The 24,517-nt window shown below is 66.6% G+C and carries 20 protein-coding genes; 7 read left to right on the top strand and 13 right to left on the bottom strand.

Annotated elements, in window-relative coordinates; all coding sequences use genetic code 11:
• Nucleotides 1–37: 37 nt before the first annotated feature.
• The 3 genes from AC1DQR_RS31140 to AC1DQR_RS31130 all read right to left on the bottom strand — a co-directional run bounded on the left by AC1DQR_RS31140 (nt 38) and on the right by AC1DQR_RS31130 (nt 1,835).
• Nucleotides 38–820 carry an SDR family NAD(P)-dependent oxidoreductase gene (locus AC1DQR_RS31140; protein WP_043357193.1) on the bottom strand — a complete coding sequence of 261 codons (783 nt, stop codon included), beginning with the start codon at nt 818–820 and terminating at the stop codon, nt 38–40.
• Nucleotides 821–1,141: 321 nt separating this feature from the next.
• A complete protein-coding gene (locus tag AC1DQR_RS31135; RefSeq protein WP_477134396.1) occupies nt 1,142–1,387 on the bottom strand; it encodes a GlsB/YeaQ/YmgE family stress response membrane protein in 246 nt (81 codons plus the stop codon).
• A 31-nt stretch (nt 1,388–1,418) separates the two neighbouring features.
• Nucleotides 1,419–1,835: a signal protein gene (locus AC1DQR_RS31130; protein ID WP_416051437.1), complete on the bottom strand. Its 417-nt coding sequence runs from the start codon at nt 1,833–1,835 to the stop codon at nt 1,419–1,421.
• Nucleotides 1,836–2,226: 391 nt separating this feature from the next.
• Between AC1DQR_RS31130 and AC1DQR_RS31125 the strand changes: the two genes are divergently transcribed.
• Together AC1DQR_RS31125 and AC1DQR_RS31120 are read left to right on the top strand one after the other, a co-directional pair.
• Nucleotides 2,227–4,500: a mechanosensitive ion channel family protein gene (locus AC1DQR_RS31125; protein WP_477134399.1), complete on the top strand. Its 2,274-nt coding sequence runs from the start codon at nt 2,227–2,229 to the stop codon at nt 4,498–4,500.
• A 322-nt stretch (nt 4,501–4,822) separates the two neighbouring features.
• A complete protein-coding gene (locus AC1DQR_RS31120; RefSeq protein ID WP_416051436.1) occupies nt 4,823–5,959 on the top strand; it encodes a helix-turn-helix transcriptional regulator in 1,137 nt (378 codons plus the stop codon).
• Nucleotides 5,960–5,968: 9 nt separating this feature from the next.
• On the opposite strand, the gene AC1DQR_RS31115 is transcribed toward AC1DQR_RS31120, so the two are convergent.
• A complete protein-coding gene (locus tag AC1DQR_RS31115) occupies nt 5,969–6,859 on the bottom strand; it encodes a LysR substrate-binding domain-containing protein (protein WP_416051435.1) in 891 nt (296 codons plus the stop codon).
• Nucleotides 6,860–7,015: 156 nt separating this feature from the next.
• Between AC1DQR_RS31115 and AC1DQR_RS31110 the strand changes: the two genes are divergently transcribed.
• The 4 genes from AC1DQR_RS31110 to AC1DQR_RS31095 all read left to right on the top strand — a co-directional run bounded on the left by AC1DQR_RS31110 (nt 7,016) and on the right by AC1DQR_RS31095 (nt 10,950).
• Nucleotides 7,016–8,224, top strand: coding sequence for a CaiB/BaiF CoA transferase family protein (locus AC1DQR_RS31110; protein WP_477134395.1), 1,209 nt, complete (start codon nt 7,016–7,018; stop codon nt 8,222–8,224).
• A gap of 69 nt (nt 8,225–8,293) precedes the next feature.
• Nucleotides 8,294–8,755, top strand: coding sequence for a MaoC family dehydratase (locus tag AC1DQR_RS31105; protein WP_150985236.1), 462 nt, complete (start codon nt 8,294–8,296; stop codon nt 8,753–8,755).
• Between the two features lie 19 nt (nt 8,756–8,774).
• Nucleotides 8,775–9,935, top strand: coding sequence for an acyl-CoA dehydrogenase family protein (locus AC1DQR_RS31100; RefSeq protein ID WP_416051434.1), 1,161 nt, complete (start codon nt 8,775–8,777; stop codon nt 9,933–9,935).
• A 13-nt stretch (nt 9,936–9,948) separates the two neighbouring features.
• Nucleotides 9,949–10,950 carry an acyl-CoA dehydrogenase family protein gene (locus AC1DQR_RS31095; protein ID WP_477134394.1) on the top strand — a complete coding sequence of 334 codons (1,002 nt, stop codon included), beginning with the start codon at nt 9,949–9,951 and terminating at the stop codon, nt 10,948–10,950.
• 29 nt (nt 10,951–10,979) lie between these two features.
• Here the strand turns inward: AC1DQR_RS31095 and AC1DQR_RS31090 are convergent, their stop codons facing one another.
• A complete protein-coding gene (locus AC1DQR_RS31090) occupies nt 10,980–11,654 on the bottom strand; it encodes a TetR/AcrR family transcriptional regulator (protein WP_416051432.1) in 675 nt (224 codons plus the stop codon).
• 99 nt (nt 11,655–11,753) lie between these two features.
• On the opposite strand from AC1DQR_RS31090, the gene AC1DQR_RS31085 reads away from it, so the two are divergent.
• A complete protein-coding gene (locus tag AC1DQR_RS31085; RefSeq protein ID WP_477134393.1) occupies nt 11,754–13,196 on the top strand; it encodes a protoporphyrinogen/coproporphyrinogen oxidase in 1,443 nt (480 codons plus the stop codon).
• 15 nt (nt 13,197–13,211) lie between these two features.
• Here AC1DQR_RS31085 and AC1DQR_RS31080 read toward each other — a convergent pair whose 3' ends face one another.
• The 8 genes from AC1DQR_RS31080 to AC1DQR_RS31045 form a co-directional block, all read right to left on the bottom strand.
• Entirely contained in the window at nt 13,212–14,738 is a 1,527-nt protein-coding gene (locus AC1DQR_RS31080) for a SpoVR family protein (protein WP_043357207.1), read from the bottom strand.
• A 90-nt stretch (nt 14,739–14,828) separates the two neighbouring features.
• Complete coding sequence (locus tag AC1DQR_RS31075) at nt 14,829–16,106, bottom strand: YeaH/YhbH family protein (protein ID WP_416051430.1); 1,278 nt, start codon at nt 16,104–16,106, stop codon at nt 14,829–14,831.
• 37 nt (nt 16,107–16,143) lie between these two features.
• Nucleotides 16,144–18,066 (bottom strand): PrkA family serine protein kinase, encoded by a 1,923-nt coding sequence (locus tag AC1DQR_RS31070; RefSeq protein WP_150985224.1) that lies wholly within the window; start codon nt 18,064–18,066, stop codon nt 16,144–16,146.
• Between the two features lie 432 nt (nt 18,067–18,498).
• Complete coding sequence (locus tag AC1DQR_RS31065; protein WP_477134392.1) at nt 18,499–19,686, bottom strand: acyl-CoA dehydrogenase family protein; 1,188 nt, start codon at nt 19,684–19,686, stop codon at nt 18,499–18,501.
• A 93-nt stretch (nt 19,687–19,779) separates the two neighbouring features.
• Nucleotides 19,780–20,559, bottom strand: coding sequence for an enoyl-CoA hydratase/isomerase family protein (locus AC1DQR_RS31060; RefSeq protein ID WP_416051429.1), 780 nt, complete (start codon nt 20,557–20,559; stop codon nt 19,780–19,782).
• 60 nt (nt 20,560–20,619) lie between these two features.
• The gene (locus tag AC1DQR_RS31055) at nt 20,620–21,606 is read right to left on the bottom strand and encodes a Bug family tripartite tricarboxylate transporter substrate binding protein (RefSeq protein ID WP_416051428.1); all 987 of its coding nucleotides are present in this window, start codon (nt 21,604–21,606) and stop codon (nt 20,620–20,622) included.
• A gap of 48 nt (nt 21,607–21,654) precedes the next feature.
• Nucleotides 21,655–23,397: a long-chain fatty acid--CoA ligase gene (locus tag AC1DQR_RS31050; RefSeq protein WP_416051427.1), complete on the bottom strand. Its 1,743-nt coding sequence runs from the start codon at nt 23,395–23,397 to the stop codon at nt 21,655–21,657.
• Nucleotides 23,398–23,472: 75 nt separating this feature from the next.
• Nucleotides 23,473–24,465: a Bug family tripartite tricarboxylate transporter substrate binding protein gene (locus AC1DQR_RS31045; protein WP_416051426.1), complete on the bottom strand. Its 993-nt coding sequence runs from the start codon at nt 24,463–24,465 to the stop codon at nt 23,473–23,475.
• Nucleotides 24,466–24,517: the final 52 nt, after the last annotated feature.

Raw genomic sequence — 24,517 nt, 5'->3', positions numbered from 1 at the left:
CATGCGCGCGTCCTTTTTATTGTTGTGAACTGCCGGATCAGCGCGGGGCCATGCGGATGGCGCCATCGAGCCGCACCGCTTCGCCGTTGAAATAGCTGTTGCGGCACATCTCCAACGCGAGCGAGGCAAACTCCTCCGGCGCGCCGAGCCGCTTGGGGAACGGCACCGAGGCGGCCAGCGCCGCCTTGACGTGTTCCTGCGCGCCTTGCAGGAGCGGCGTGTTGAAGATGCCGGGCATGATGGTGTTGACGCGAATGCCTTCGCCGGACAGATCGCGCGCAATCGGCAGGGTCATGCCGACCACGCCGGCCTTGGAGGCGGAGTACGCCGCCTGGCCCATCTGCCCGTCCTGTGCCGCCACCGAGGCGGTATTGATGATGACGCCGCGATCGCCGTCGCGCGCATCCAGCGTGAGCATGCCGGCGGCCGAGCGCGCCAGGCAGCGGAAGGAGCCGATCAGGTTGATCTGGATGATGCGCTCGAACGCGTCCGAGGCGAAGAAGCGGATCTGGTCCGGCGCTTCCTTGGCGCGCGATGCGGTCTTGATGGCGTTGCCAGTGCCGGCGCAATTCACCAGGATGCGTTCCTGCCCGAGCGCTGCGCGCGCCTTGGCGAAGCCAGCTTCGACCTCGGCTTCCGACGTCACGTTGACCTGGCAGAACACGCCCCCGAGTTCACGCGCCACGGCCTCGCCCTTTTCCGCATTCATGTCGAACAGCGCGACGCGCACGCCGTGCGCCGCCAGCGCCCGCGCGGTGGCTTCGCCCAGGCCCGACGCGCCGCCCGTGATCACTGCCGTTACCGATGCATTGAGTTCCATCTTGTCTCCGCGTTGTCTTGATGTGTGTTGATGATGTGTGTCGAATCTGTGCTGAACCATTCCCCGCATTCCCCGTTCCCCGTCGGCGCGCAGCGCTACGCCTGGGCGGAATGCCTGAGCCCGGCGAGCCGAATAAACGGACTTGCCAGCGTGGTATGGAGATTCAGGGATGACGGCGCGCAACGCATCGTCCGAAGCGACGAATGCATGAAAGCACATGAAGCACACCAAGCGCATGAGAGCGTGAGCACGCCTGCGCGCGGCGCGAATGCTGCTGCCCGCGGGCAGCAGCATTGGCCACTTGAAGTATCCGCGGCCTGTCTAGCGCCGCGTTGCCAGGTGATACAGCGCCAGCAGGATCACGGCGCCCAGCACGGCGCCGATAAAACCGGCGGACTGGCCAAGGCGGTACCAGCCCAACGCCTGCCCAAGGAAGGTCGCTGCGAGCGAGCCGACGATGCCCAGGCCGGCGGTCAGGAAAAAACCGCTTGGCCCGCGCCCGGGCGCGAGCAGGCGCGCCACCAAGCCGGCGAGAAAGCCGATGAGAATGATCCAGATCAGGTGCATGTCATTCCCTCCCGGCGGCGCTTCCCGCGGCTCACTTGCATGCCTTGCCGTGATCCGCGTGGAAACCTTGCGCGGTGGCGTCGGCTTCACTCATGTAAGCACCGTTCTTGGTCTTGCCGTAGTACTTCGTGCCCGGGCAGTGATAGACCTTGGAAGACTTGTTGGCCCATACCTGCCCAGGGCCGCCACCCGGAGCCGCGGCGGCGGCGGGCGCGGCCGGCTTGGCCATTGGCATGGAGGCTGAGGGCGCAGGCGCGGCCGGCTTGGCCATTGGCGCGGCAGCGGCGGGGGCGGCTGGCGTGGCTTGAGCGCGCGCCAGGTGCGGGACCGAGACGATGAGGGCTGCGGCCAGCAGCATGGGCAAGCCGATGCGCCGACCCAACGAGGCGGGCGAGGCAGGCAAAACGGTAACTGCGGTAACAGCGTTCATGGCTTTCATAGCATTCATGACAGGCTCCTGCGGTAACAATGCCATTGGGACAACGAAACGACAGGGCTGCATACAGCCGCAACCCGACCGACACGCAATACCTCACTCAACGGCCCGCACCGTCACTCCGTTGACCGCAACCAGCCAGCACGGGCTTGCTGCCATGGTACGCCTGCTGCACGCCACCCGCTGCTGCGGCCATGCGACACGCCTTGCCGGGTGCCCTGCGCGAGCGGCAACGCCGATTGCGGCGCCGCACGAATCCACGGCGTGTGCGGTATCCGCGATGCGCTACAGTGTCAGGCATCCCCCGGCGTTGCCCGGCACTCTCTACCCGCATGAGATGACGCTCGTGATCAGGTCCCAATTCACATTACCGGCCGCATGCCGGCCACGCGCCCTGCTGCCGATGCTGATGATCTGGCTGGCGCTGGCCACGCTTGCAGCGCAGCCAGCACTGGCGGCGCCGGGCGGACTGGCCTCGCTGGCGGCGGTCGTCAAGGCCGAGTCCGCGCCGGCCTCGCAGCCCGCGGCCAGCGAGCCGCTCGCGCAGTCGCTCGACCAGGTCATCACCACGCTGCAGAGCGACAAGGACCGCAAGGCCCTGGTCGACCAGTTGCAGGTGCTGCGCAAGAGCATAGGCGGGGCCAGTGCGGCGTCGGCGCCACAACCTGGCCTGCTCGGAGCGCTGGCCGAGGCGGTCGACCATCTCGATGCGTCGCTCGGCAAGGACAAGGGGCCGTGGCACTACTGGCGCTGGCGCATCGATTTCGCGGGCGAGGAGTGGCTGGCCGCACTGACCATGAACGGGACGCGCTCGCCCTGGCAATCGGCACGAGAGTTCTCCACCGTGCTCGCCGCTTGGTTCTTCGCCGGATGGCTGTTGCGGGAGGCGGTGAGACGCGTGCGCAACCGGCGCCTGCAGCCGGCGGTACGCCATGAGCTGCCCGCAGTGCCGTCCTGGATGGATGTCGGGCTTTACATGCTGCGCAGGGTGGCGCCGTGGGTGGTGGCCTTCGCCCTGGCGATGCTGCTTTCGAGCGGTATGTTCGGACGCTCACCCGCCAGCATGGCCGGCATGGTGATCGCCTATTCGGTGGTGGCCGGCGCCGTGATGGGCGCGGTGTGCCAGGTCATCTTCGCGCTGTTTACCTCGGCGCACCGCGCCCACGCGGTGCGCGACCTGCTGCTGCACTCCCGCAGGCTGCTGTTCACCACCGGCGCGCTGGCGGCGCTGGGCGACGTCACGACCGACGCGCGCGTGATCGCCTCGCTTGGCACCAACCTGTCGGCGCTGATCTCCACCGTGGCCAACATCGCCGCGGCGTTGCTGATCGGCGCCTTCACGCTGCGCTTTCGCCGGCAGATCGGCCAGATCATCAGCAGCCGGCCGCTGGTCTTCCGCCAGGAGCATCCCGCAATCATGGACCTGCTGCGCCTGGTGGGCGCGAGCTGGCACCTGCCGGTGCTGGCGGTGGTGGTGGCCTCCGTGGCCGGCACGCTACTGGCCACCGGCTACGCGGACATCTTCCTGCGGCGCACCGTGGCCTCGGTGGCGCTGTTCGTGGCCGCGCTGCTGCTAACGCTGATCACCGGCCGCTCGCCCAAGGCCACGCACCGCGCGCCGCGCTTTCGCGACCGCCAGCGCTCGGCCTACCTGGCGCGCTTCGGGCGCTTCGCCGTAGCGCTGGTGCGGGTAGTGATCTGGTTCGCCTACTTCGAGCTGGCCAGCCGGATCTGGGGCGTGTCGCTGCTCTCGGTGATTGAATCCACCTCGCTCGGCAAGCGCATCGGCGAAGCCGTGTTCAGCGTGACCTGCACCGTGCTGCTGTCGTGGCTGCTGTGGCTGCTGATCGATACGGCCATCACCCAGACGCTGACGCCCGCGCACGGCCGCGGGCAGGAGCCCAGCCTGCGCGCCAGGACCATCCTGCCGCTGGTGCGCAACGCGTTGTTCGTCACGCTGCTGGTCGTCACGCTGATCGTGGTGCTGGCCAACCTCGGCGTCAACGTGACGCCACTGCTCGCCGGCGCCGGCGTGGTCGGCCTGGCCATCGGCTTTGGCGCGCAAAGCCTGGTGCAGGACCTGATCACCGGCCTGTTCATCGTGGTGGAGGATTCGATCGCCATCGGCGACTCGGTGGAAGTGACCGACCATATCGGCACGGTGGAGGCCATGACCATCCGCACCGTCAAGCTGCGCGACGGCAAGGGCGCGCTTCATATACTGCCCTACAGCCAGATCAAGGCCATCAAGAACATGTCGCGCGGCTATGCCTTTGCCGTGTTCAACATCGGCGTGGCGTACGGCAGCGACCTCGACCAGGCCATCGAGCTGATCCGCGAGACCGGCGCCGAGGTGTCCCGCGATTTCCGCTACGCGCGCAACCTGCTTTCCGGGCTCGACATCCTGGGCCTCGATCGCTTCGACCCCAACGGCTCGGTGGTGCTGGCCCAGTTCAGGACCCGTCCGCTGACCCAGGCGGAAATCACGCGCGCGTTCAACGTGCGGCTCAAGCGCAAGTTCGACCAGCATGGCATCAGCATGGCCACGCAGCGGGTGACGGTGCAGGTCGAGGGCGGCCTGGGGCTCCCCCCGGCGCAGGAAGCGCAGGCCACGGAGCTGGCCGCCGGCGCCGGGGGCGCCGCTGCGCTTTCGAAGGGTGCGCCCGGGCCTGGCTGAGTCACTATGCTGCGCGCAAAGCGCACGCAGAAACGGGTACGCTTTGCGCGGCCGTGGCCCCTTTCGCAGGCATTTCGGCGTTGAAATAATTTTTAATAATTGCCCGGGCGACATTCCCTGTTTGCGAAGTTATGCTCGCATGCGCATAATGCCGCCACACGGTAACGCGCAGCGCTGACATACCCGGCATACCGGGCGCCTGACCCCGTCCGGTGGCACCTGCCACTTTGGAGCCGGCCACAGCGAGCCAGCCGTACCGCTTACCAGCGGGCCAATAAAAAGAGCAAAGCAGGATCAGGCGAGAGCCACCGGGGAAAACACTATGGGCGAACATCCGTCGGCGGATGAAGACTTCCATCGTCTGATCGATTCGATCTACGAGTCGGCGCTTGACGTCACCGCCATGCCAGCCGCGCTGGATCTCTTCTCCCGGTATACCGACATCGAAAGCCCGCACTACCTGGTCTGGGACAAGCTGTCCGGGCAAGCGCGCCTCGGCGTCACCCCGCATGGCTGCTTCCCGGCGCAGGGCACCTACGTGCCGGAAGGCCTGCATGCGCTGGCGAGCCTGCCCAGGCGCGCGCTCGCGGGCGATCACCATGGCGACCTGCAGGATGGCGCGCCTTGGCGCGCGCCGGCGCATGGCGCCGACCTGGCGCATGGCGTGCGCCTGCTCGATACCGCCGAGGTCTGCGTGCTGATGGGCGGCACGGACCGGGGCGGCCGCCTGGACACCGGCTTCGACGGGGCGCAGGGCTTGAGCCACCGCAGCAAGCGGCTCGCGCGCGTGCTGCCGCACTGGGCCCGCGCCGCGCGCATGCAACAGCGCAACTTCGAGTTGAGCGGCCTGGCGGCCCTTGGGTTGGCCGGGCTGGATACGCTCGACTTCGGCGTGATGGTGCTGCAGGCCGATATGCGCGTGCGCTACGCCAATATCTGGGCCGAGGCGCTGGTGCAGGCCGACAGCCAGCTCGCGCTGGAAAACGGCATGCTCAAGACCCACGACCAGACCCTGCACGCCACCCTGCACAAGCTACTCGACCGCGCCATGCAATCCCGTGGCGGCGAGGCGGCGGCCGGCTCGTGGATGCACATCACTTCGGGCGGCCAGCCGGTACCCATCATCGTGCTGCCGCTGGTAGCCCGCCAGCCGGTGGAAGGCCCATGGCAACTGCCGTTCGCGATGGTGCTGATGGGCAATTCGGAATCGCGCTCGGTGCTCGACAGTTCGGTGCTAACGTCGCTGTTCGGCCTGTCGCGCAAGGAAAGTCTGATTGCCATCCGCCTTGCCGCCGGCGAAACCCTGACCGAGATCGCCGACCACGAATTCGTCTCGCCGCACACGGTGCGCGTGCATATTCGCGACATCCTGCGCAAGACCGGCACCCATCGCCAGAGCGAGCTGGTGCGCCTGCTGCACCTGCTGCCGGGCGTGGCGCTGGAGCGCGCGCGCGCCTGATCCGCTGGCCTAGGCGACCACGGTGCAGGCCACCTCCAGCAAGCGCTGCACCTGCCGGTCATCGCTATCCGTGGACGTGGCCAGCGCGATGCCGATGCGCGCCGCCGGCCGCGGGCTGGCCAGCCGCAGGAAACGCACGCGCCGGTTGATGTAGCGCGCCGCCACGCTGGGCACCAGCGCCACCCCCAGGCCGCTTTCCACCAGGCTGACGATGGTCTGCACCTGCACTGCCTCTTGCGTCACACGCGGCACGAACCCGGCTTGCTGGCACAGCAGCATGGCGATGGCCTGCAAGTTGGGCACCTCGGCGCTGGGATGCATGATGAAGGGTTCCCCGGCGAGCGCCTTGAGCGCAATCGCATCGCGCTCGGCAAAGCGGCTATCGGCCGGCACCGCCGCCACGAACTCGTCGTTTTCCAGCGGCATCAGCGTGTAGCCGCCGCTATGCAAGATGGGAAAACGCACCAGCCCGGCATCGAGCTGATGGCGCTCCAGCCGGTCCAGGATCGACGCCGAGGTGGATTCATGCAGGATCAGCTCGATCCCCGGGTGCGCGGCCCGAAACGCCGGGATCAGCTTGGGCAGCAAGGCGTAGGTTGCCGAGCCCACAAAGCCCACGCGCAGTGCGCCGCGCTCGCCATGCGCCGCGGCCAGCGCCGCCGCGCGAGCCTGGCCGGCATGGAACAGCGCGCGCCGCGCGTCATGCAGCGCGGCTTCGCCAGCCTGGGTCAGCCGCACCCCGCGCGAGGTACGCACGAACAGCGGCGTGCCGAGCGCATCTTCGAGCTTGCGGATCGAGATGGAGAGCGGCGGCTGCGCCATGTGCAGGCGCTCGGCCGCGCGGTGGAAGTTGCCAGTTTCGGCCAGGGCGACGAACTGCTGAAGTTGACGAAGGTCCACGCTGATGTCCACATTGATATCTGGAAGATATCGAATCCTAAAAATCTAATATTAGACGCAAGCGACCCGCCTGATCTACCCTGTGGCATCCGGCGCGCGCCAGGGCACTCGGCCCGGCGCAAGCCAGGCACAAGAACAGACAGGAGACACCCAGGCATGTTGCCCCTCTCAGGCATCCGCGTCATCGACCTATCCACGGTCGTGATGGGCCCTTACGCCAGCCAGTGGCTGGCCGATCTCGGCGCCGAAGTCATCAAGGTGGAGCCCCCCGAGGGCGACTCCACGCGGCGCACCGGCCCGGCCGCCGAGGATGGCATGTCGGCCATCTTCCTGGGCGTGAACCGCAGCAAGAAAAGCGTGGTGCTCAACCTCAAGCTGCCCGCGGCGCAGGACGCGCTGGAGCGCCTGCTGGCCAGCGCCGATGTGTTCATGCACAGCATGCGCCCGCAGAAGCTGGCCGGCCTCGGGCTGGACCCCGCCGACGTGATGGCGCGCCACCCGCGCCTGGTCTACGTGAGCTTGCTGGGCTTTGCCGAGGATGGCCCCTATGGCGGCCGCCCGGCCTACGACGACATCATCCAGGGCCTGTCCGGTAATGCCGCGTTGATGGCCGCGCAGACCGGCACCATGCGCTACTTCCCCACCATCGCGGCCGACAAGACCAGCGCTCTGGTGGCGGCGCTGTCGATCTCGGCCGCCATTGCCGGGCGCGAGCGCCAGGGCGGCAAGGGCGCGCTGGTGGAAGTGCCGATGTTCGAATCGATGGTGGCCTTCAACCTGGTCGAGCATCTCTATGGCCAGCACTTCGAGCCGCCGCGCGGGCCCACCGGCTATCCGCGCGTGCTGGCGCCGCTGCGCCGGCCCTACCAGAGCGCCGACGGCCACGTCTGCATGATGCCGTACACCGATGCCCACTGGCGCGACTTCTTCACCGCCGCGGGCCGGCCCGACCTGGCCGCCGACCCGCGCTTTGCCGGCATCGCCGCGCGCACGCAGCATATCGAAACCCTCTACGAGCTGACCGGCGAGATCGTGCGCACGCGCACCACCGGCGCCTGGCTGGCGCTATGCGAAACGCTGCAGATCCCGGTGGCGCGGGTCAACCAGCTCGCTGAGCTGGTGGATGACCCGCACCTGCGCGCCACCGGCTTCTTCGACACGCTGGACGACCCGGCCATGGGCACGCTGCGCATGACCGGCGCGCCGGTGCGCTTTGATGGCCAGCGCGCGGCGAGCGCGCTGCCGCCACGCCTGGGTCAGCACACCCGCAGCCTGCTTGGCGAGGCGGGCCTGAGCGGCGAGCAGATCGATGAGCTGGGCCGCACCGGCGCGGCCTATTGTGCGTCGCCGGCCACTAATGCCTAACCCTGCCGCATTCCCGCTCCTAACATAAAGGAAGCCGGCCGCCGATGGCGGCCCTCAACAGGAGACGCCGTGCCCCATACCCAACTCCCCCGCCTCGGCCAGGGCTTTTATTGGCAAGACATCAAGGAAGGCCAGGCCTTCCAGACCTTCCGCCGCACCGTAACCGAGACCGACCTGATCAACTTCATTTCGGTCACCGGCATGCTGGAAGCGATCTTTATCGAGGCGGGCTATGAAGGCGGCGCCATCCATGGCCGGCCCGTGCCCGCCGCGCTGACCTACGCCATGATCGAAGGCTTCATCCTGCAGACCATGATCCAGGGCACGGGGCTGGCCATGCTGGAGCTGACACAGAAGATCCACGCCCCGGTGATGGTGGGCGACACCATCTGGGCCACGGTCACGGTGACCGGCATCCGCCCCACTTCGCGCAATGGCCGCGCCGTGGTGGACTCGGATATCGAGGTCTTCAACCAGCGCCATGAGCGTGTCATGACTTATTCCGCCCGGCGCTTGCTGGCCGGCCGCTAGCCACACGGAGACCCCTGTCTTGACTTCACTGCCCAGCACGTTCCAGCTGACTGCCTTGCCGCCGGCCGCCGCCGCCTTCCGGCGCGAAGTGAAGGCATTCCTGGCCGAACACCTGCCGGCCCTTGCGCCCGAGGTCCGCGCCCGTTCATGGATGGGCTTCAACGCCGATTTCAGCCGCGCGCTGGCGCGCCGCGGCTGGGTGGGCATCACCTTGCCCGCGCAATATGGCGGCGCCGGGCTCGATCCGTTCTCGCGTTTCGTGCTGGTCGAGGAGCTGCTGGCCTGCGGCGCGCCGGTCTCSGCCCACTGGATCGCCGACCGSCAGAGCGGGCCGCTGATCCTGCGCTACGGCAGCGACGCGCAGAAGGCSTTCTAYCTCCCGCGCATCTGCAAGGGCGAGGCCTTYTTCTGCATCGGCATGAGCGAGCCCAACGCCGGCTCTGACCTGGCCAGCGTCGCGACCCGCGCCACGCCGCAGCCGGACGGCGGCTGGCGCTTGAACGGCCGCAAGATCTGGACGACCAACGCCGATCGCTGCCACTACATGCTGGCGCTGGTGCGCACCTCCGGCACGGGCGAGGACCGTCAGCGCGGCTTGTCGCAGGTCATCATCGACCTGTCCGCGCCGGGCGTGACCGTGCGCCCGATCCGCGACCTGGCCGGCGACGCGCATTTCTCCGAAGTCAGCTTCGAGGACGTGATGCTGCCTGAAGCGGCGCTGGTGGGCCGCGAAGGCAGCGGCTGGGAGCAGGTCAACGCGGAGCTGGCTTTCGAGCGCAGCGGGCCGGAGCGGCTGTACTCCAGCGTGGTGCTGCTCGATACCTGGATTGCGGCGCTGCGGCGCGCGCCGGCTGCGCGGCGCGACACCGTCACCATCGGCCGGCTGGCTGGCCGGCTGGCGGTGCTGCGGGCCATGTCGCTGGCGGTGACCGCCCGGCTTGCCGCAGGCGAGAGCCCGGTGGTGGAAGCCGCGCTGGTCAAGGACCTGGGCACGGCGTTCGAGCAGTCCATTCCGGCGCTGGCGCAGGCCGCGCTGGGCGACGACCCGCACCTCGCCGCCGATCCCGACCTGTACCGCACCCTGGCCTACGTCAGCCAGGTCGCCCCGTCCTATTCGCTGCGTGGCGGCACGCGCGAGATCCTGCGCGGCATGATTGCCCGGGGCCTTGGCCTGCGCTGAACCGGAGTTCCCTATGCATAACGCTTACTCGGACGCGCTCGACAGCGTGCTGCGCGACTGCTGCACGCCCGCCGTCATCCGCGCCATCGAACGCGGCGACGACCACCTGCCCCTGTGGCAGTCACTACAAGACAGCGGCTTTGCCGATTGCCTGCTGCCCGAGGCGGCCGGCGGGGCGGGCTTGCCGCTGGACGAACTGGCACCGGTGCTGTTCGCGCTGGGCCGCCGCGCACTGCCTTTGCCGCTGGGCCAGACCTTGTTCGCGCGTGCGCTGCTGCACGCCGCCGGGCTGGCGGTGCCGGCCGAGCCCATCGCGCTGGCAACCTTCGATATGGATGAGGGCGCCACGGATGCAGTCCTCGTCGCAGGCGGCGCGCAAGCGGCCTGGTTCCTGGTGCAGGAAGGCACGCAATGCATGCTGCTGCCACGTGCCCGCGCGCAAGTCCGCCCGACCGGCGCCCATGCGGATCTGGCCGTGGTCCTGCCGCGCCCCGCATCGGACGGATTGCCACTGTTCACACTGCCCGCGGGCACGCTGCGCCAGATCGGGGCCTGCCTGCACGCTGTGCAGCTGGCCGGCGCCATGTCGCATGTGTTCGACATGACGCTGCAATATGCCAATGACCGCCAGCAGTTCGGCCGCGCCATCGGCAAGTTCCAGGCCATCCAGCACCAGATCAGCGTGATGGCGGAACATGTCACCGCCGCACGCATGGCCGCGCAGATCGCCTGCGCCGGCGGCGGCTGGCGGCCGGACCCGCTGCGCGCGGCCATCGGCAAGCTCAACGCCAGCGAAGCGGTCACGCCAGTGGCCGCCATCGCGCATGCCGTGCACGGCGCCATCGGCATCACCGAGGAGTACGACCTGCAGATCTACACCCGCCGCCTGCATGCCTGGCAACTGGCGGACGGGTCGCAGGCTTACTGGGCAAGGGTGGTGGGCGAGGCGGTGTGCGGCCAGCCTGGAACGGGCGTGGTCGATCTGGCCCGAAGCTGGAGCACCGACGCGGCCTGAGCCCCGGACGGGACCGGGGCCGGCCAGGATCAGCCGGCGTCGGGTTCGCGCTGCAGCAGGCTCCAGCACAGGCGAACCAGTTCGTCCTCCAGGGCCGGGCTGCCGAGCAAGGGCGAGCGCTCCAGCGCGGCCGAGCGCACTACCCCGAACAAGGCCCGTGTGAGCGCGAACATCTGGGCCGGGGCRGGCAAGCGCAGCGCGCTCATGCCCAGCGCCTGCAACTGCGCGCCGATCCGTTCGCTGGCCAGGCGCAGCGCCGCCACGGCATCCTCGTCGCGATCATGGCGCCAGGCCAGGCGGGCCAGCGCGCGGCTATGCGCGTCATAGCCACCAAAGCTGAGCACATAGGCCTGCACATAAGCCCGCAGCGCGGCGCGCGCGGCTTGCGGCTCCGCCGGTCCCGCCGCTGCCGGCATGGCGGCCAGGCGTTCAGCCAGCATCGTTTCCAGGGCCACCAACGCCGCCTCGCGCTGTTGCTCGATCAAGGTGCGGCCAATTGCCGCGCGGTCGGCAAAATACTGGTAGAGCGAGCCAACCGAAACCCCTGCCAGCGCAGCGATCTGCTCGGTGGTGGGCTCGGGCTGGGCGCGCATCTCGTGTTCGGCGAACAGCTGCGCCGCGGCTTGCAAGATGGCTTGGACGGTATGTTGCGCGCGCTGCTGCGAGGGCTGGCGGCGCTTCGGCGGTTCGGTGGCGGCGGGCATGATGGAATCTGAGGAGAAAGCGAATTGGCTGCGACGCGGCAAGCCGATAGATTGTCGCACGGTGCCCCAAGCACGGGCTAACCGGACAAGTCCCAGACCATGCACGCCACATCCTTGCCTTCACCCGTTCCGCCTGTTCCGCCCGTTCCACCCTTTCCGCCCGCATCGGCGCTGCCGGCGCATTCACCCGGCCCGCACGCCCCCGATGTGATCGTGGCCGGCGCCGGCATTGCCGGGCTGTGCGCGGCCGATGCGCTCGCCCGCGCCGGCGCGCGGGTGCGCGTGTTCGAGGCCGCCGGGGATGTCGGCGGCCGCATGCGCAGCGAAACCCTCGGGCCGCATGGCATCGAGTGCGGCGCACAATTCCTGTCGAGCGGCTACACGGTGCTGCCGGCGCTGGCGCGGCGGCTCGGCCTGGACGGCGGACTGCAAGGCGCCAGCGACCTCAACGCGGTGGTGCGCCAAGGCCGGCCGCGCCGCGTGCGCGCGCAGAGCCTGCTGGACCCGCTGCGCAGCGGCCTGCTCGGATTGCCGGCCTGGCTGGGCCTGGGGCTGGCGCTGGGCCGCGAAGGCCGCGCGCTGCGCACGCTGCCGCTCGACGACCTTGGCCAATGGGCGCGCTACGATGCGGATTCCGCCAGCGAATGGCTTGGCCAGCGTGGTTGCCGCGAAGCGCTCGCCTATGTCACGGAGCCGCTGTTGCAGGGGTTCTATTTCCTCAGGCCCGAATCGTCCTCCGCCGCGCTGATGCTGCTGGCCAGCGGCTTCGGCTGGCGCCGCTGCGCCAACACTTCGCTGGCCGGCGGCATGCAAAGCCTGCCACGCGCGCTGGCGCGCACGTTGCAGGTGGAGACCGGGCGGCGGGTCGCCTCGATCCGCCAGCAGGACACGCGCGTGGTGGTGAGCGGCGCGGGCTTCGAAGCCACGGCCGACTACGTGGTGTGCGCCCTGCCGGCACCCTTTGCCCGGCAAGCCTGGACGGGCGGGGATGCGCTGGAGCGCCGCCTGCTGGCGACGCCCTACAGCCGCACCATCAACCTGTCCTTGCTCACACGGCCGGGCTTTCATGTGCCGACGGCTTTGGCAGGCGTCTACGGCGTATTGGTGCCGCGCGCCGAGCGCCGTTACGTGGCCGCGCTGGCGCTGGACGCCGGCAAGCACCCGCTGGCGCGTCCCGCAGGCGGCCATGGGCAAGTCATCCAGGTCATGCTGGAAGACCGCGCCGCCGCGGATCGGCTGGGCGCGAGCGATGCGCAAATCCTCGCCGACGTGCTGCCCGAGGTCGAACATTACCTGCCGGGCATCTCGCGGCAAATGCAGGACTGCCTGGTCACGCGCTGGGCGCAGGCGATGCCCACGGTGCCGGTCGGCCGCGCCGCCGACGTGCTGGCGTACCGCAGCCGAGCGCCGGCATCGCGGCAACGGGTCTTCCTGGCGGGGGACTATGTGAATGCGCCCTTCACGGACGCTGCCGCGGCCACCGGCTTGTGGGCAGCGCAGGCCATCATGCGGGCGGTGTCATCCACCGCCCGCGCGGGCTGACGCCGCCATGCCCACTCAAGCCGCCTTGCGATGCCGGCGTTCCGGCTTGCATTCGTACTTGGATTCGCGCCGGCCATCTTCATAGGCCACTTCCAGGCGCACCGTAAAGCCCCACAGCCGCGTGACGTGGCGGATCACCTCGTCGAAGTTCTGCGCCAGCGGGCGGCGGTCGTTCTGCAGGTGGCGCAAGGTCAGGGAGCGGTCTCCGCCCACATCCACATTGGTGATCTGGATGTTGGGCTCCATGTTCGACAGGTCGTACTGGTTGGCCAGCAACTGGCGGATGTTCCGGTAGCCCTCGTCGTCATGGATGGCGGTCACGCGTAGCTTGCCTTCGCGGTCGTCGTCGAGCACGGAGAACAGCTTGAGCTCGCGGATCACGCGCGGCGACAGGAACTGCAGCAGGAAGCTCTCGTCCTTGAAGTTGCGCATGGCGAAGTCGAGCGTCTTGCGCCAGTCGCTGCCGGCGAATTCCGGCGCCCAGCGGTAGTCTTCTTCGGTCGGGTTCTCGCACATGCGGCGCAGGTCCTGGAACATCAGGAAGCCCACGGTGTACGGGTTGAGGCCGCTGTAGTAGGGGCTGTTGTACGGCGGCTGGTAAATCACATTGGTGTGCGCCTGCAGCAGCTCCATCATGAAGGCGTCGTTGACCAGGCCTTCTTCGTACAACTGGTGCAGGATGGTGTAGTGCCAGAACGTGGCCCAGCCTTCGTTCATGACCTTGGTCTGGCGCTGCGGGTAGAAGTACTGCGCGATCTTGCGCACGATGCGCACGATCTCGCGTTGCCACGGCGCCAGCTTGGGCGCGTTCTTCTCGATGAARTAGAGCAGGTTCTCCTGCGGCTCCGGCGGGAAGGCGGCGTCGCGCTCGAACCCTTCATCGTCTTCCAGCGCGTGCGCGCGGTGCTTGGGCAGGGTGCGCCACAGGTCGTTGACCTGTGTCTGCAGGTAGTTCTCCCGCTCGGTCTGGCGCGCCTGCTCCTCGGCAATGGAGAGCTTCTTGGGCCGCTTGTAGCGGTCCACGCCGTAGTTCTGCAGTGCGTGGCAGGAATCGAGCAGCGCCTCGACTTCCTGCTCCCCATAGCGCTGCTCGCATTCGGCTACGTAGTTTTTGGCGAACAGCAGGTAGTCGATGATGGCATCGGCGTTGGTCCAGGTGCGGAACAGGTAGTTGCCCTTGAAGAAGGAGTTGTGGCCGTAGCAGGCGTGCGCGATGGTCAGCGCCTGCATGGGCATGGTGTTCTCCTCCATCAGGTACGCGATGCAGGGATTCGAGTTGATGACGATCTCGTAGGCCAGTCCCATGTGCCCGCGCTGGTAGCTGCGCTCGGACGCGAGAAAATGCTTGCCGTATGACCAATGGCTGTAGCCCACCGGCAGGCCGGACGACGCATAGGCATCGAGCATCTGCTCCGCGGTAATGATCTCAACCTGGTTGGGATAGGTGTCCAGACCGAAATCCCCGGCAATGCGTGCGATTTCGCGGTCATAACGCTGGATCAGCTCAAAGGTCCACTCCGAGCCGGTAGAGAGATATGCCATTTACGACCCCCGTTGCGGGTGAAGCTAGGGTTGCTACGCTCTCCCGCACAGCGGGAGAGCGGAAAACACCTGCAAAAAACCAGGGCGACCTCAGCGGCTGGATGGCCATGCCGCCTTCTTCTGGAACAGGTCATGCAGCACGGGGTAGATCTCGTCCGCCCCGATGATGCGCTGCATGGCGAAGTTCTCATGCCGGTCCTTGACCGCCAGATACTCTTCCCACAGGTTCTGCGGCTCCTCCGAAGCCACTTCCACATAGGCGTAGTACTGCACCAGCGGCAGGATGGCCTCGCGCAGCAAGCGCCCGCACAACTCCGAGTCGCCCGCCCAGTTGTCGCCGTCCGAGGCCTGGGCGCAGTAAATATTCCACTGGCTGGCTGGATAGCGGTCGTGAATTACCTCGACCATCAGCTTGAGCGCGCTCGACACGACCGTACCACCGGATTCGCGCGAATGGAAGAAATCTTCCTCGTTCACTTCCTTCGCCACCGTGTGATGACGAATGAACACCACGTCGATGCGATCGTAGTTGCGCTTGAGAAAGAGGTACAAGAGCATGAAAAAGCGCTTGGCAAGATCCTTGCGGCTCTCATCCATGGACCCGGACACATCCATCAGGCAGAACATCACCGCCTGTGCCTGCGGGCGCTTTTTCAGCACGCGGTTGTTGTAGCGCAGGTCGAGCTTCTCGATAAAGGGCACGCGTTCCACGCAGGCGCGCAGGTGACGCATCTCCTTCATCAGTTCCAGCGCCCGTGCCGAGTAAGGCCCGTCCTGCTCCAGCACCTCGCCATACTCCTGCTCCAGCACTGCGAGCTTTTTCTGGTAAGGACTGGACAAAGCAATGCGCCGCCCGAGCGAGCTTCGCATCGTGCGCAGGATGGACAGGTTGGACGGGGTGCCGTCGATCGAGAAGCCAGCCCGGACCTTGCGGACCTCGGCGATCTTGGCAAGGTGGCGCTTGGCCATGTCCGGCAGCGCCATGTCCTCGAAAAAGAAATTGAGGAAATCCTCGCGCGACAGGCTGAAGACGAAATCGTCCTCGCCTTCACCCGAATCGCTCGCCTTGGAGCCGCCTCCACCCCCGCCTTGCTGCTGGCGGTCGAAGCTGTCCCCCCGGACAAATTTCTTGTTGCCCGGGTGGATCCACTCCCGCCGGCCGCCCTGGCCGTGGTGAAAGGCGGGCTCGGAGATGTCCTTGACCGGAATGGACACCTGCCCGCTTTGCTCGATGTCCATGATCTTCCGGCCGGACACCGCCTTCGCTACCGCCTGGCGTATCTGTTCGCGGTAGCGTTTGATGAAGCGTTGCTGGTTGACGGCACTCTTGTTGCCGCCGTTCTCGCGCCGATCGATGACCGTGGCCATATGCTTGCCCTCGCTTAGAGGCCTCGTTCAGGCGCCGTTACGATGATTTTCTTACGCGCAAATACCACTCCACAAGTAAGCGGACCTGCTTCGCGGTGTATCCCTTCTCAACCATGCGGTTGACAAAGTTCGCGTGCTTGTCCTGATCCTCGCGAGAGGATTTGGCGTTGAACGAGATCACGGGCAACAGGTCTTCGGTGGTGGAGAACATGCGCTTCTCAATCACCATGCGCAACTTCTCGTAGCTGGTCCACGCGGGGTTCTTGCCCGCGTTGTTGGCCCGCGCGCGCAGCACGAAGTTGACGATCTCGTTGCGGAAGTCCTTGGGGTTGGATATCCCCGCGGGCTTCTCGACTTTCTCAAGCTCGTCGTTCAACGCGTTGCGATCGAGAATCTCGCCGGTATTCGGGTCGCGATATTCCTGGTCCTGGATCCACAGGTCGGCAAACACCACGTAGCGATCGAAGATGTTCTGGCCGTATTCGGAGTACGACTCCAGGTAAGCGGTCTGGATCTCCTTGCCGATGAACTCCACGAACGGTGCGGTCAAATACTCCTTGATGTACGACCGCAGCTTGGCTTCCTGCTCCGGCGGGAACTGCTCGCGCTCGATCTGTTGCTCGAGCACATAGAGCAGGTGCACCGGATTGGCGGCCACCTCGGTATTGTCGAAGTTGAAGACCTTGGACAACACCTTGAAGGCGAAACGCGTGGACAAGCCGTTCATGCCTTCGTCGATGCCGGCGTAGTCGCGATACTCCTGGTACGACTTGGCCTTGGGGTCGACATCCTTCAGGCTCTCGCCGTCATAGACGCGCATCTTGGAGAAGATGTTTGAATTCTCCGGCTCCTTGATGCGGGTGAGCACGGCGAACTGTCCCATCATCTTCAAGGTGTTGGGCGCGCACGGCGCGGCCGACAGCGAACTGCTGCGCAACAGCTTGTCGTAGATCTTCACCTCCTCCGACACGCGCAGGCAGTACGGCACCTTGACGATGTAGATCCGGTCGAGGAAAGCCTCGTTGTTCTTGTCGGCCTTGAAGGTTGTCCACTCGGCTTCGTTCGAGTGCGCCAGGATGACGCCGTCGAAGGGGATCGCGCCGAAGCCTTCGGTGCCCTTGTAGTTGCCCTCCTGGGTGGCGGTCAGCAACGGGTGCAGGACCTTGATCGGGGCCTTGAACATTTCCACGAACTCGAGCAGCCCGCGGTTGGCCAGGCACAGCCCGCCGGAATACGAGTAAGCATCCGGATCGTCCTGCGGGAAATCCTCCAGCTTGCGGATATCGACCTTGCCCACCAGCGACGATATGTCCTGGTTGTTCTCGTCGCCCGGCTCCGTCTTGGAGATCGCGATCTGCGACAGCACCGAAGGGCGCAGCTTGACCACGCGGAAGCGCGTGATGTCGCCATTGAACTCGTGCAGGCGCTTGACCGCCCAGGGCGAGGCAATGGTGTTGAGATAGCGCACCGGGATGCCGTAGTCCTCTTCCAGGATCTTGCCGTCTTCCTCGGGGGAGAACAGCCCGAGCGGCGATTCATGGATGGGCGAACCCTTCAACGCGTAGATGGGAACCTGCTCCATCAGCGCCTTGAGTTTTTCCGCCAGCGAGGACTTGCCGCCTCCGGGAGGCCCGAGCAGGTAAAGGATCTGCTTGCGCTCCTCGAGCCCTTGCGCGGCGTGCTTGAAGAAGGCGACGATCTGCTCGATCGTGTCTTCCATGCCGTAGAACTCGCGGAAGGCCGGATAAATCCTGATGACCTTGTTGAAGAACAGGCGGGACAGCCGAGGGTCGTGGTGGGTGTCCACCAGTTCAGGCTGACCAATGGCGGCGAGCATGCGCTCGGCCGCAGTCGCATAGGCGGAAGGATCCTTCTTGCAGATATCCAGATACTCCTGGATGCTGTATTCCTCTTCCTTGCGAGCTTCGAAGCGTGTGGCGTAGTGGCCGAAAATGTCCATACCTCACTCCCGTCAGAGTCCCGTCCGAGGCGAAGGTAGATCTACTACAACCTAAGATCTCGCGGCAGCTTTTGCGGCTCCGCCACCCCGGCTTGGCGGTGCTGCCATGTTGCGAAATCTTTACTTCATCATAGTCAAATAACGGCGAAGGCTGAGAGTCGGTTGACGAACTTTTCAACTGCGTTTGCAACGGCGCAACGAATCAGCTCGGCTCACCGTACCACCACTCCAGGCCCCACTCGCGACGGGCATTTGAACCATGTCTTGTGACACACATTACACCTTTCCGATATTCCGTGCACAGCTGCTTTTGTAACGGAATACGCGCTCTTCCCCTCGCAACCCGCGCTGCGCGGGGCTTTGCGGCCAGCCTACTTCCAACGCACTACGACGTTGGCATGAGCGGCTAATCGCGTGGCCCCGCGCACGCCATCACAGCGTGCGAGCCACCAGCTCCTTCATGATTTCGTTGGAGCCGCCATAAATCTTGCTGACCCGCGCGTTCGCGTACATGCGCGCGATCGGGTATTCGAGCATATAGCCGTACCCGCCATGCAGTTGCAGGCATTCGTCGATGATTTCGCAGTTCTTCTGCGAGCACCACCACTTGGCCATGGCCGCGGTGGGCGCATCGAGCTCGCCCCTCAGCAAGCGCACCATGCAATCATCGACGAACGTGGCGGCGATGGTCGCCTCGGTCTTGCACTCCGCCAGCTTGAAGCGCGTGTTCTGCATATCGATCAGCGGTTTTCCAAACACCTGCCGCTCGCGCACGTAGTCGGTGGTGAGCTCGATCGCGCGCTGCATGCTCGCCACCGCACCAAGCGCGATGATCATGCGCTCCTGCGGCAGTTGCTGCATCAGTTGATAGAAGCCCTTGCCCTCCTCGTCGCCCAGCAGGTTCTCCACCGGCACGCACACGTCGTCGAAGAACAACTCGGCGGTGTCCTGGCCTTTCTGCCCGATTTTTTCCAGAATGCGACCGCGCCTGAAGCCAGGCTGGTCCCGGGTCTCGACCATGATGAGCGAGACCCCTTTCGTGCCGGCATCGAGATCGGTCTTGGCTACCACGCAAACGAGATCGGCATGGTAGCCATTGGTGATGAAGGTTTTTGCACCGTTGATGCGATAGATGTCTCCGTTCTGGGTCTTCTCACGCACCGCTCGGGTGCGTACCGACTTGAGATCCGAGCCCGCGCCGGGCTCCGACATGGCGATGGCGGCCACCATGGCGCCTGAAGCCATCTGCGGAAGCCACTTGCGCTTCTGCGCCTCGGTACCGTAGTTGAGCAAGTAATGGGCCACGATGCCACTGTGCACGCCATTGCCCAGGCTGGTGGCGATGGCGCGTGCCATTTCGTTACAGATTACAGCCTCGTGGGCAAAGTTCCCGCCGCCGCCGCCGTACTCCTCGGGAATGCTGGCGCACAGCAGGCCAACCTCGCCGGCGCGGTTCCAGACTTCGCGGTCGATGTAGCCGCGCTCGGCCCAGCGCGCCTCGTTCGGCACCAGCTCGCGCTCCACGAAGCGGCGTACGGTGTCCTGGAACATGACCAGGTCTTCGCTCATCCAGGGCACCTTGCGGGCGGCCATCGCCATGTTCTTGTCGGAATTTCCCATGTTGTTCTCCTTGATGGTTGCTGGTGTTGCGGGTGATACCGGTGTTGCGTTGCAGCATCACGCGCTCGTTGTTGTTGTGTGTTGTGTGGTTGTTCAGTCGGGCCAGCGATAGCGCGGCGGCTGCTTTTCCAGGAAGCGCGTGGCGGCCTCCTGGCGGTACGCGGTGGCGAAAGCGATACCCTGGCCGTCCGCCTCCATCTCCAGCATGCTGTGCAGGTCCTGGTTCAGCGAGGCATTGAGCGCCTTCTTGGTCAGCGCAACCGCCACCGGCGAGGCTTCGGTAAAGGCCGAGGCAAGCGCCAGCGCGCGCGCCTGCAGCGCCTCCGGCGGCACGATTTCCATCACGATGCCTTGCTCCAGCGCCGCCGCGGCGCTCAGTTCACGCATCGAGAACATCAGCGCCTTGGCACGCTGCAGGCCGATCATGCGCGGCAGCGTGTAGAACACGCCGCAATCCGGGATCAGGCCCAGGCGCAGGAAAGGCAGGCCAAAGCGCGCACGCGGCGTGGCCAGGATGATGTCGGCCACGAGCGCCAGGCTGAAGCCGGCGCCATAGGCCGCGCCGTCCACCGCCGCGATCACGGGACGGTCGAGGTGAATCAGGTCTTCCAGCCACGGATGGATCGCAGCCAGGCGCTGGCGGCCCTGCTCAGCGCTGATTTCGCCCTGCATCGAGCTGATGTCGCCGCCGGAACAGAAATCCGTGCCCGCGCCGGTGAGGATCAGCGCGCGCACGCTGGTGTCCTGGCGCAACTGGTGCACGACCTCGCCGATCTCGCGGCGCATGGTGCCGTTCAGGGCGTTCTTGCGTTTCGGGAAGTCGAGCGTGAGGGTGGCAACCCCGTCGGCAACGGCGTAGCGAATGGTCTCCATGGCGTACTCCTGTGGGTAGGCTCGGTGAATAAATGCAGTAGCAGTCATAAAATCGGCGCTTCAGTCAAGCTGGATGTTGGCGTCGCGGACGATGCGCGCCCACTTGGGCGTGTCCGTCGCGATCACCGCGGCCAGTTCTTCCGGAGACGAGCCCACCGGCTGCAGCCCCATCGCCACCAGCTTTTGCGAGATGTCCGGGAGCCGCACAATGCGGGCGATCTCGGTGGAGAGCCGGGTAACCACGTCGCGCGGCGTATTGGCGGGCAGGAACATCGAGAACCAGCCGCTCGGCTCAAACCCGGAGAAGCCGGCCTGCGCGAAAGTCGGCACCGAGGGAATCGATTTGTAGCGCTGGGTGCCCGTGATGGCGAGGATCTTGAACTTGCCGCTATTCAGGTAGCTATTGGCCGAGGTCACATCGACAAACGCCGAATCCACCTGTCCGCCCAACACGTCGCTCATCAGCGGCGCGGCGCCTTTGTATGGAATGTGTGCAAGGTCCACATGCGCCTGCATCTTGAGCAGCTCGCCATGCAAATGCGATGAGGTGCCGTTGCCGTAGGAGCCGTAGCTGAGCTTGCCGGCCTTGGCCAGGGCCACGAACTCGGCGAGCGTGGTGGCCGGCACCCGGTTGGGCACCACGAACAGGTCGGAGGACCTGGCCAGCAGTGAAACCGGCGCGAAGTCGCGGGCCACGTCGTACGGGATGCGCTTGTACAGGCTGGGCGACTGGATCATGGCAGTGATGCCGAGCAGCATCGCGTAGCCGTCGGGCGGGGCCTTGGCCACGATGTCGTTGCCGAGCATGCCGCTGGCGCCGGGCTTGTTGTCAACCACCACCGGCTGGCCCCAGGCCTCCGTCAGGCGCTGGCCGATCATGCGCGCGATGGTATCGGTGCCGCCGCCGGCGGGATACGGCACCACCATGCGGATGGGCCGCGCCGGATAGGTGCCCTGCGCCTGCGCGGGCCACTGCCATCCGCCCAGCAACGCACCGCCGCCCAGCACTGCCGCCTGGCCCAGCCAGTTTCGTCTCGATGTCTTCATGATGTCTCCCATCGTTCTCGTTGTTCTCGTTGCTCTCGCTGTTCTGGTTCAGGCCACGCTGCCGGCGGCGGCCGGTTGATCTCCGCCTTGGTCCTGCTCCAGCTCCTGCAGTGCCCGCCACTGGATCTTGCCGGTGGCCGATTTGGGCAAGGCATCGACAAAGCTGACAATGCGCGGCACCTTGTAAGCCGCCAGCCGCTCGCGGCACCACGCCATGATCTGCTCGGCGCTGGCCTCGGGCGTGCCGCGCGCGGCCGGCTTGAGCGCCACCACGGCCTTGACGGTCTCGCCGCGGCGCGCGTCGCGCGCGGCGATCACGCAGGCTTCATGGATGGCGGGATGGCCGTAGAGCAGGTTCTCCACCTCCGCCGGCCAGACCTTGAAGCCGGATGCGTTGATCATGCGTTTGAGCCGGTCGCGCATGAAGAAATAGCCTTCCTCATCCATGAAGCCGAGGTCGCCGGTGCGCAGGAAGCGCTTGCCATCGATCTCGATGAACGATTCCGCGTCGGCCTGCGGGTTGCGCCAGTAGCCGCGCATCACCTGCGCCCCATGGGTCACGATCTCGCCCAGCTCGCCCTGCGGCAGCTCGGCCAGCGTGTGCGGGTCGATCACGCGCGCGTCCACGCCGAACGTGGCGATGCCCAGGCATTCGCGCTTGGGCCGGTGGCGCGGATTGGACAGCAGGAAGGCGGCGGTCTCGGTCAGGCCGTACGCCTCCACGTAAGGCAGGCCAAAGCGCTCCTGCAGCATGGTGGCCACGGCGTCCGGCATGGCGGCCCCACCGCCGCCCAGGTAGGCAAGGCTGGAGAGGTTGCGCTCGCCGATGCCCGGCTGCGCGAAGAAATCCACCAGCATGGCGGGCGGCGCGCCCCAAGTGGAGACCTGGTAGCGCTCGATCAGGTCTGCTGCTGCCACGCGATCCCAGCGCGGCAGCAGCACGATGGTGGCACCCAGGTAAAGCGGCGCGTGGATGCCGTTCTGCATGCCCAGCAGGTGGAACATCGGTGCGACCGACAAGCACACGCTCTGCGGGCTGGCGCTGCGCCACAGCTGCGAGCCCACCGCCGCGCTCATCAGCGTGCCGTGCGTATGCATGCAGCCCTTGGGATGGCCCGTGGTGCCCGAGGTGTAGGCCAGCATGCACAGCGTGTCGTAGCCGGCCTCATGGGCGCGCGGGACATGGCCTGCGGCGTCGGCCTGCGCCCAGGTCGCCAGCGTGGCGCCTGCGGGTGCGCAGGCGGACAGCGGCGCACGCTCGCAAAGCCAGGCGGGCACGCCGTCGGTGCCGCCGGCCGCCTCGAGCATGTCCCCGTACTGATGCACGATGACATGCGCCAGGCTGGCGCCATGCAGCGGCGCGATCTGCGGATACAGCTCCGCCGCGACGAAGGCCGCTACCGCGCCGCTGTCCGCGGCCACGTGTTCGAGCTCCCCGGTCAGCCACATCGGGTTGGCTGGCACGACCACCGCCTCGGCACGCAGGATGGCGTAGTAGGCCACGATGAACTGCGGGCAGTTCTGGCTGAACAGCATCACGCGGTCGCCCGGCGCCACGCCGCAAGCCTGCTGCAGGTAGCCGGCCATGCGCTCGATCTGCGCATGCAGGCTGGCGTAGGAGATGGCCGTATGGAAATACTGGATCGCGGTCTTGTCCGGATAGCGCCGGGCGGCCACCTCGACGTTGTAGGCCAGGCTGGTGCGCGGCACGCACGCCTCGGCGGGCATGCCCGCAGGCCAGTGGGGAGAACGGTAGGCCGGGGCGCGGGAAGCAGAAGCAGCTTGATTCATAGGAAACACAAAGTGGGAAAATTGCAGGCCGCCACCGGCCCGGCGCGCATCAAGGCGGCGTGCATCAGGACGGCGTTAGTCAAGGCGGATGTTCCGGGTGCGGATGACCTTGCCCCAGCGCGCGTAATCGCTGCGCATGGTCTCGGCGAAGGCATCGGGCGTGCTGCCGGCAAGCACCACGCCCATGTCGTTCATGCGCGCGCGCACGGCTGGCATGGCCAGCACGCGGTTGACGTCCGAGGAGAACTTTTCGATCACCGGGCGCGGCGCGGCGGCCGGCAGCAACAGCCCGAACCAGCCCATCGAATCCATGCCCGCGATGCCAGACTCGCGAAAGGTCGGCACGTCTGGCAGCTGCGGCGCGCGCGCGGGGCCGGTCACCGCCAGCGCGCGCAGGCGGCCGGTTGCCACGTGCGGGCGCGCGCCCATCACCGAGATGATCGCCGCGGGGATCTGCCCGCCGAGCAGGTCGTTCAGTTCCGGCGCCTCGCCCTTGTACGACACGTGGGTCATGTCCAGCCCCGCCGCCTCGTTGAACACTTCGCAGTAGAGATGGCCGCTTGAGCCGGTGCCGTAGGAGCCATAGTTGAACTGCCTTGGCCTGGACTTCACCAGCGCGATGAATTCGGCCAGCGTCGTGGCGGGCACCGAGTTGTGCACCGCGAACACCAGGCTGGTGGTGCCAAGATTGGACACCGGGGCGAAATCGCGCACCGGGTCGAACGGCGCCTTGGCGTAGAGACTGGGGGCCTGGACCAGCGTGGTGATGGTAAGCAGCGCGGTATGGCCGTCGGCATCGGCCTTGGCCACGGCGTCGGCGCCGATCATGCCGCTGGCGCCCGGGCGGTTTTCCACCACGATGGGGCGCTGCCACATCTTGCCGAGCGGCTCGGCAATCGCGCGTGCCAGCACATCGGTGGCGCCGCCCGCGGGGTAAGGCACCACCAGCCGCACTGGCTTGGCCGGGAAAGCGCCGGCGCGCGCCGGACTCAGCCCCAGGCCCAGGCCGCCGGCGGCGAGTGCGCCGGCTCCAATCTGCTGCAATGCCTTGCGGCGCGTGTGCTGCATCGCTGCTCCTGAATCGGCCCCGAACGGGCACGAGAGAGTTGGGAAATGCTGC

Source organism: Cupriavidus sp. 05L411 (assembly GCF_056398045.1).
The sequence above is the reverse complement of the archived record's forward strand: the minus strand, read 5'-3'. Positions and strand labels throughout refer to the sequence as shown.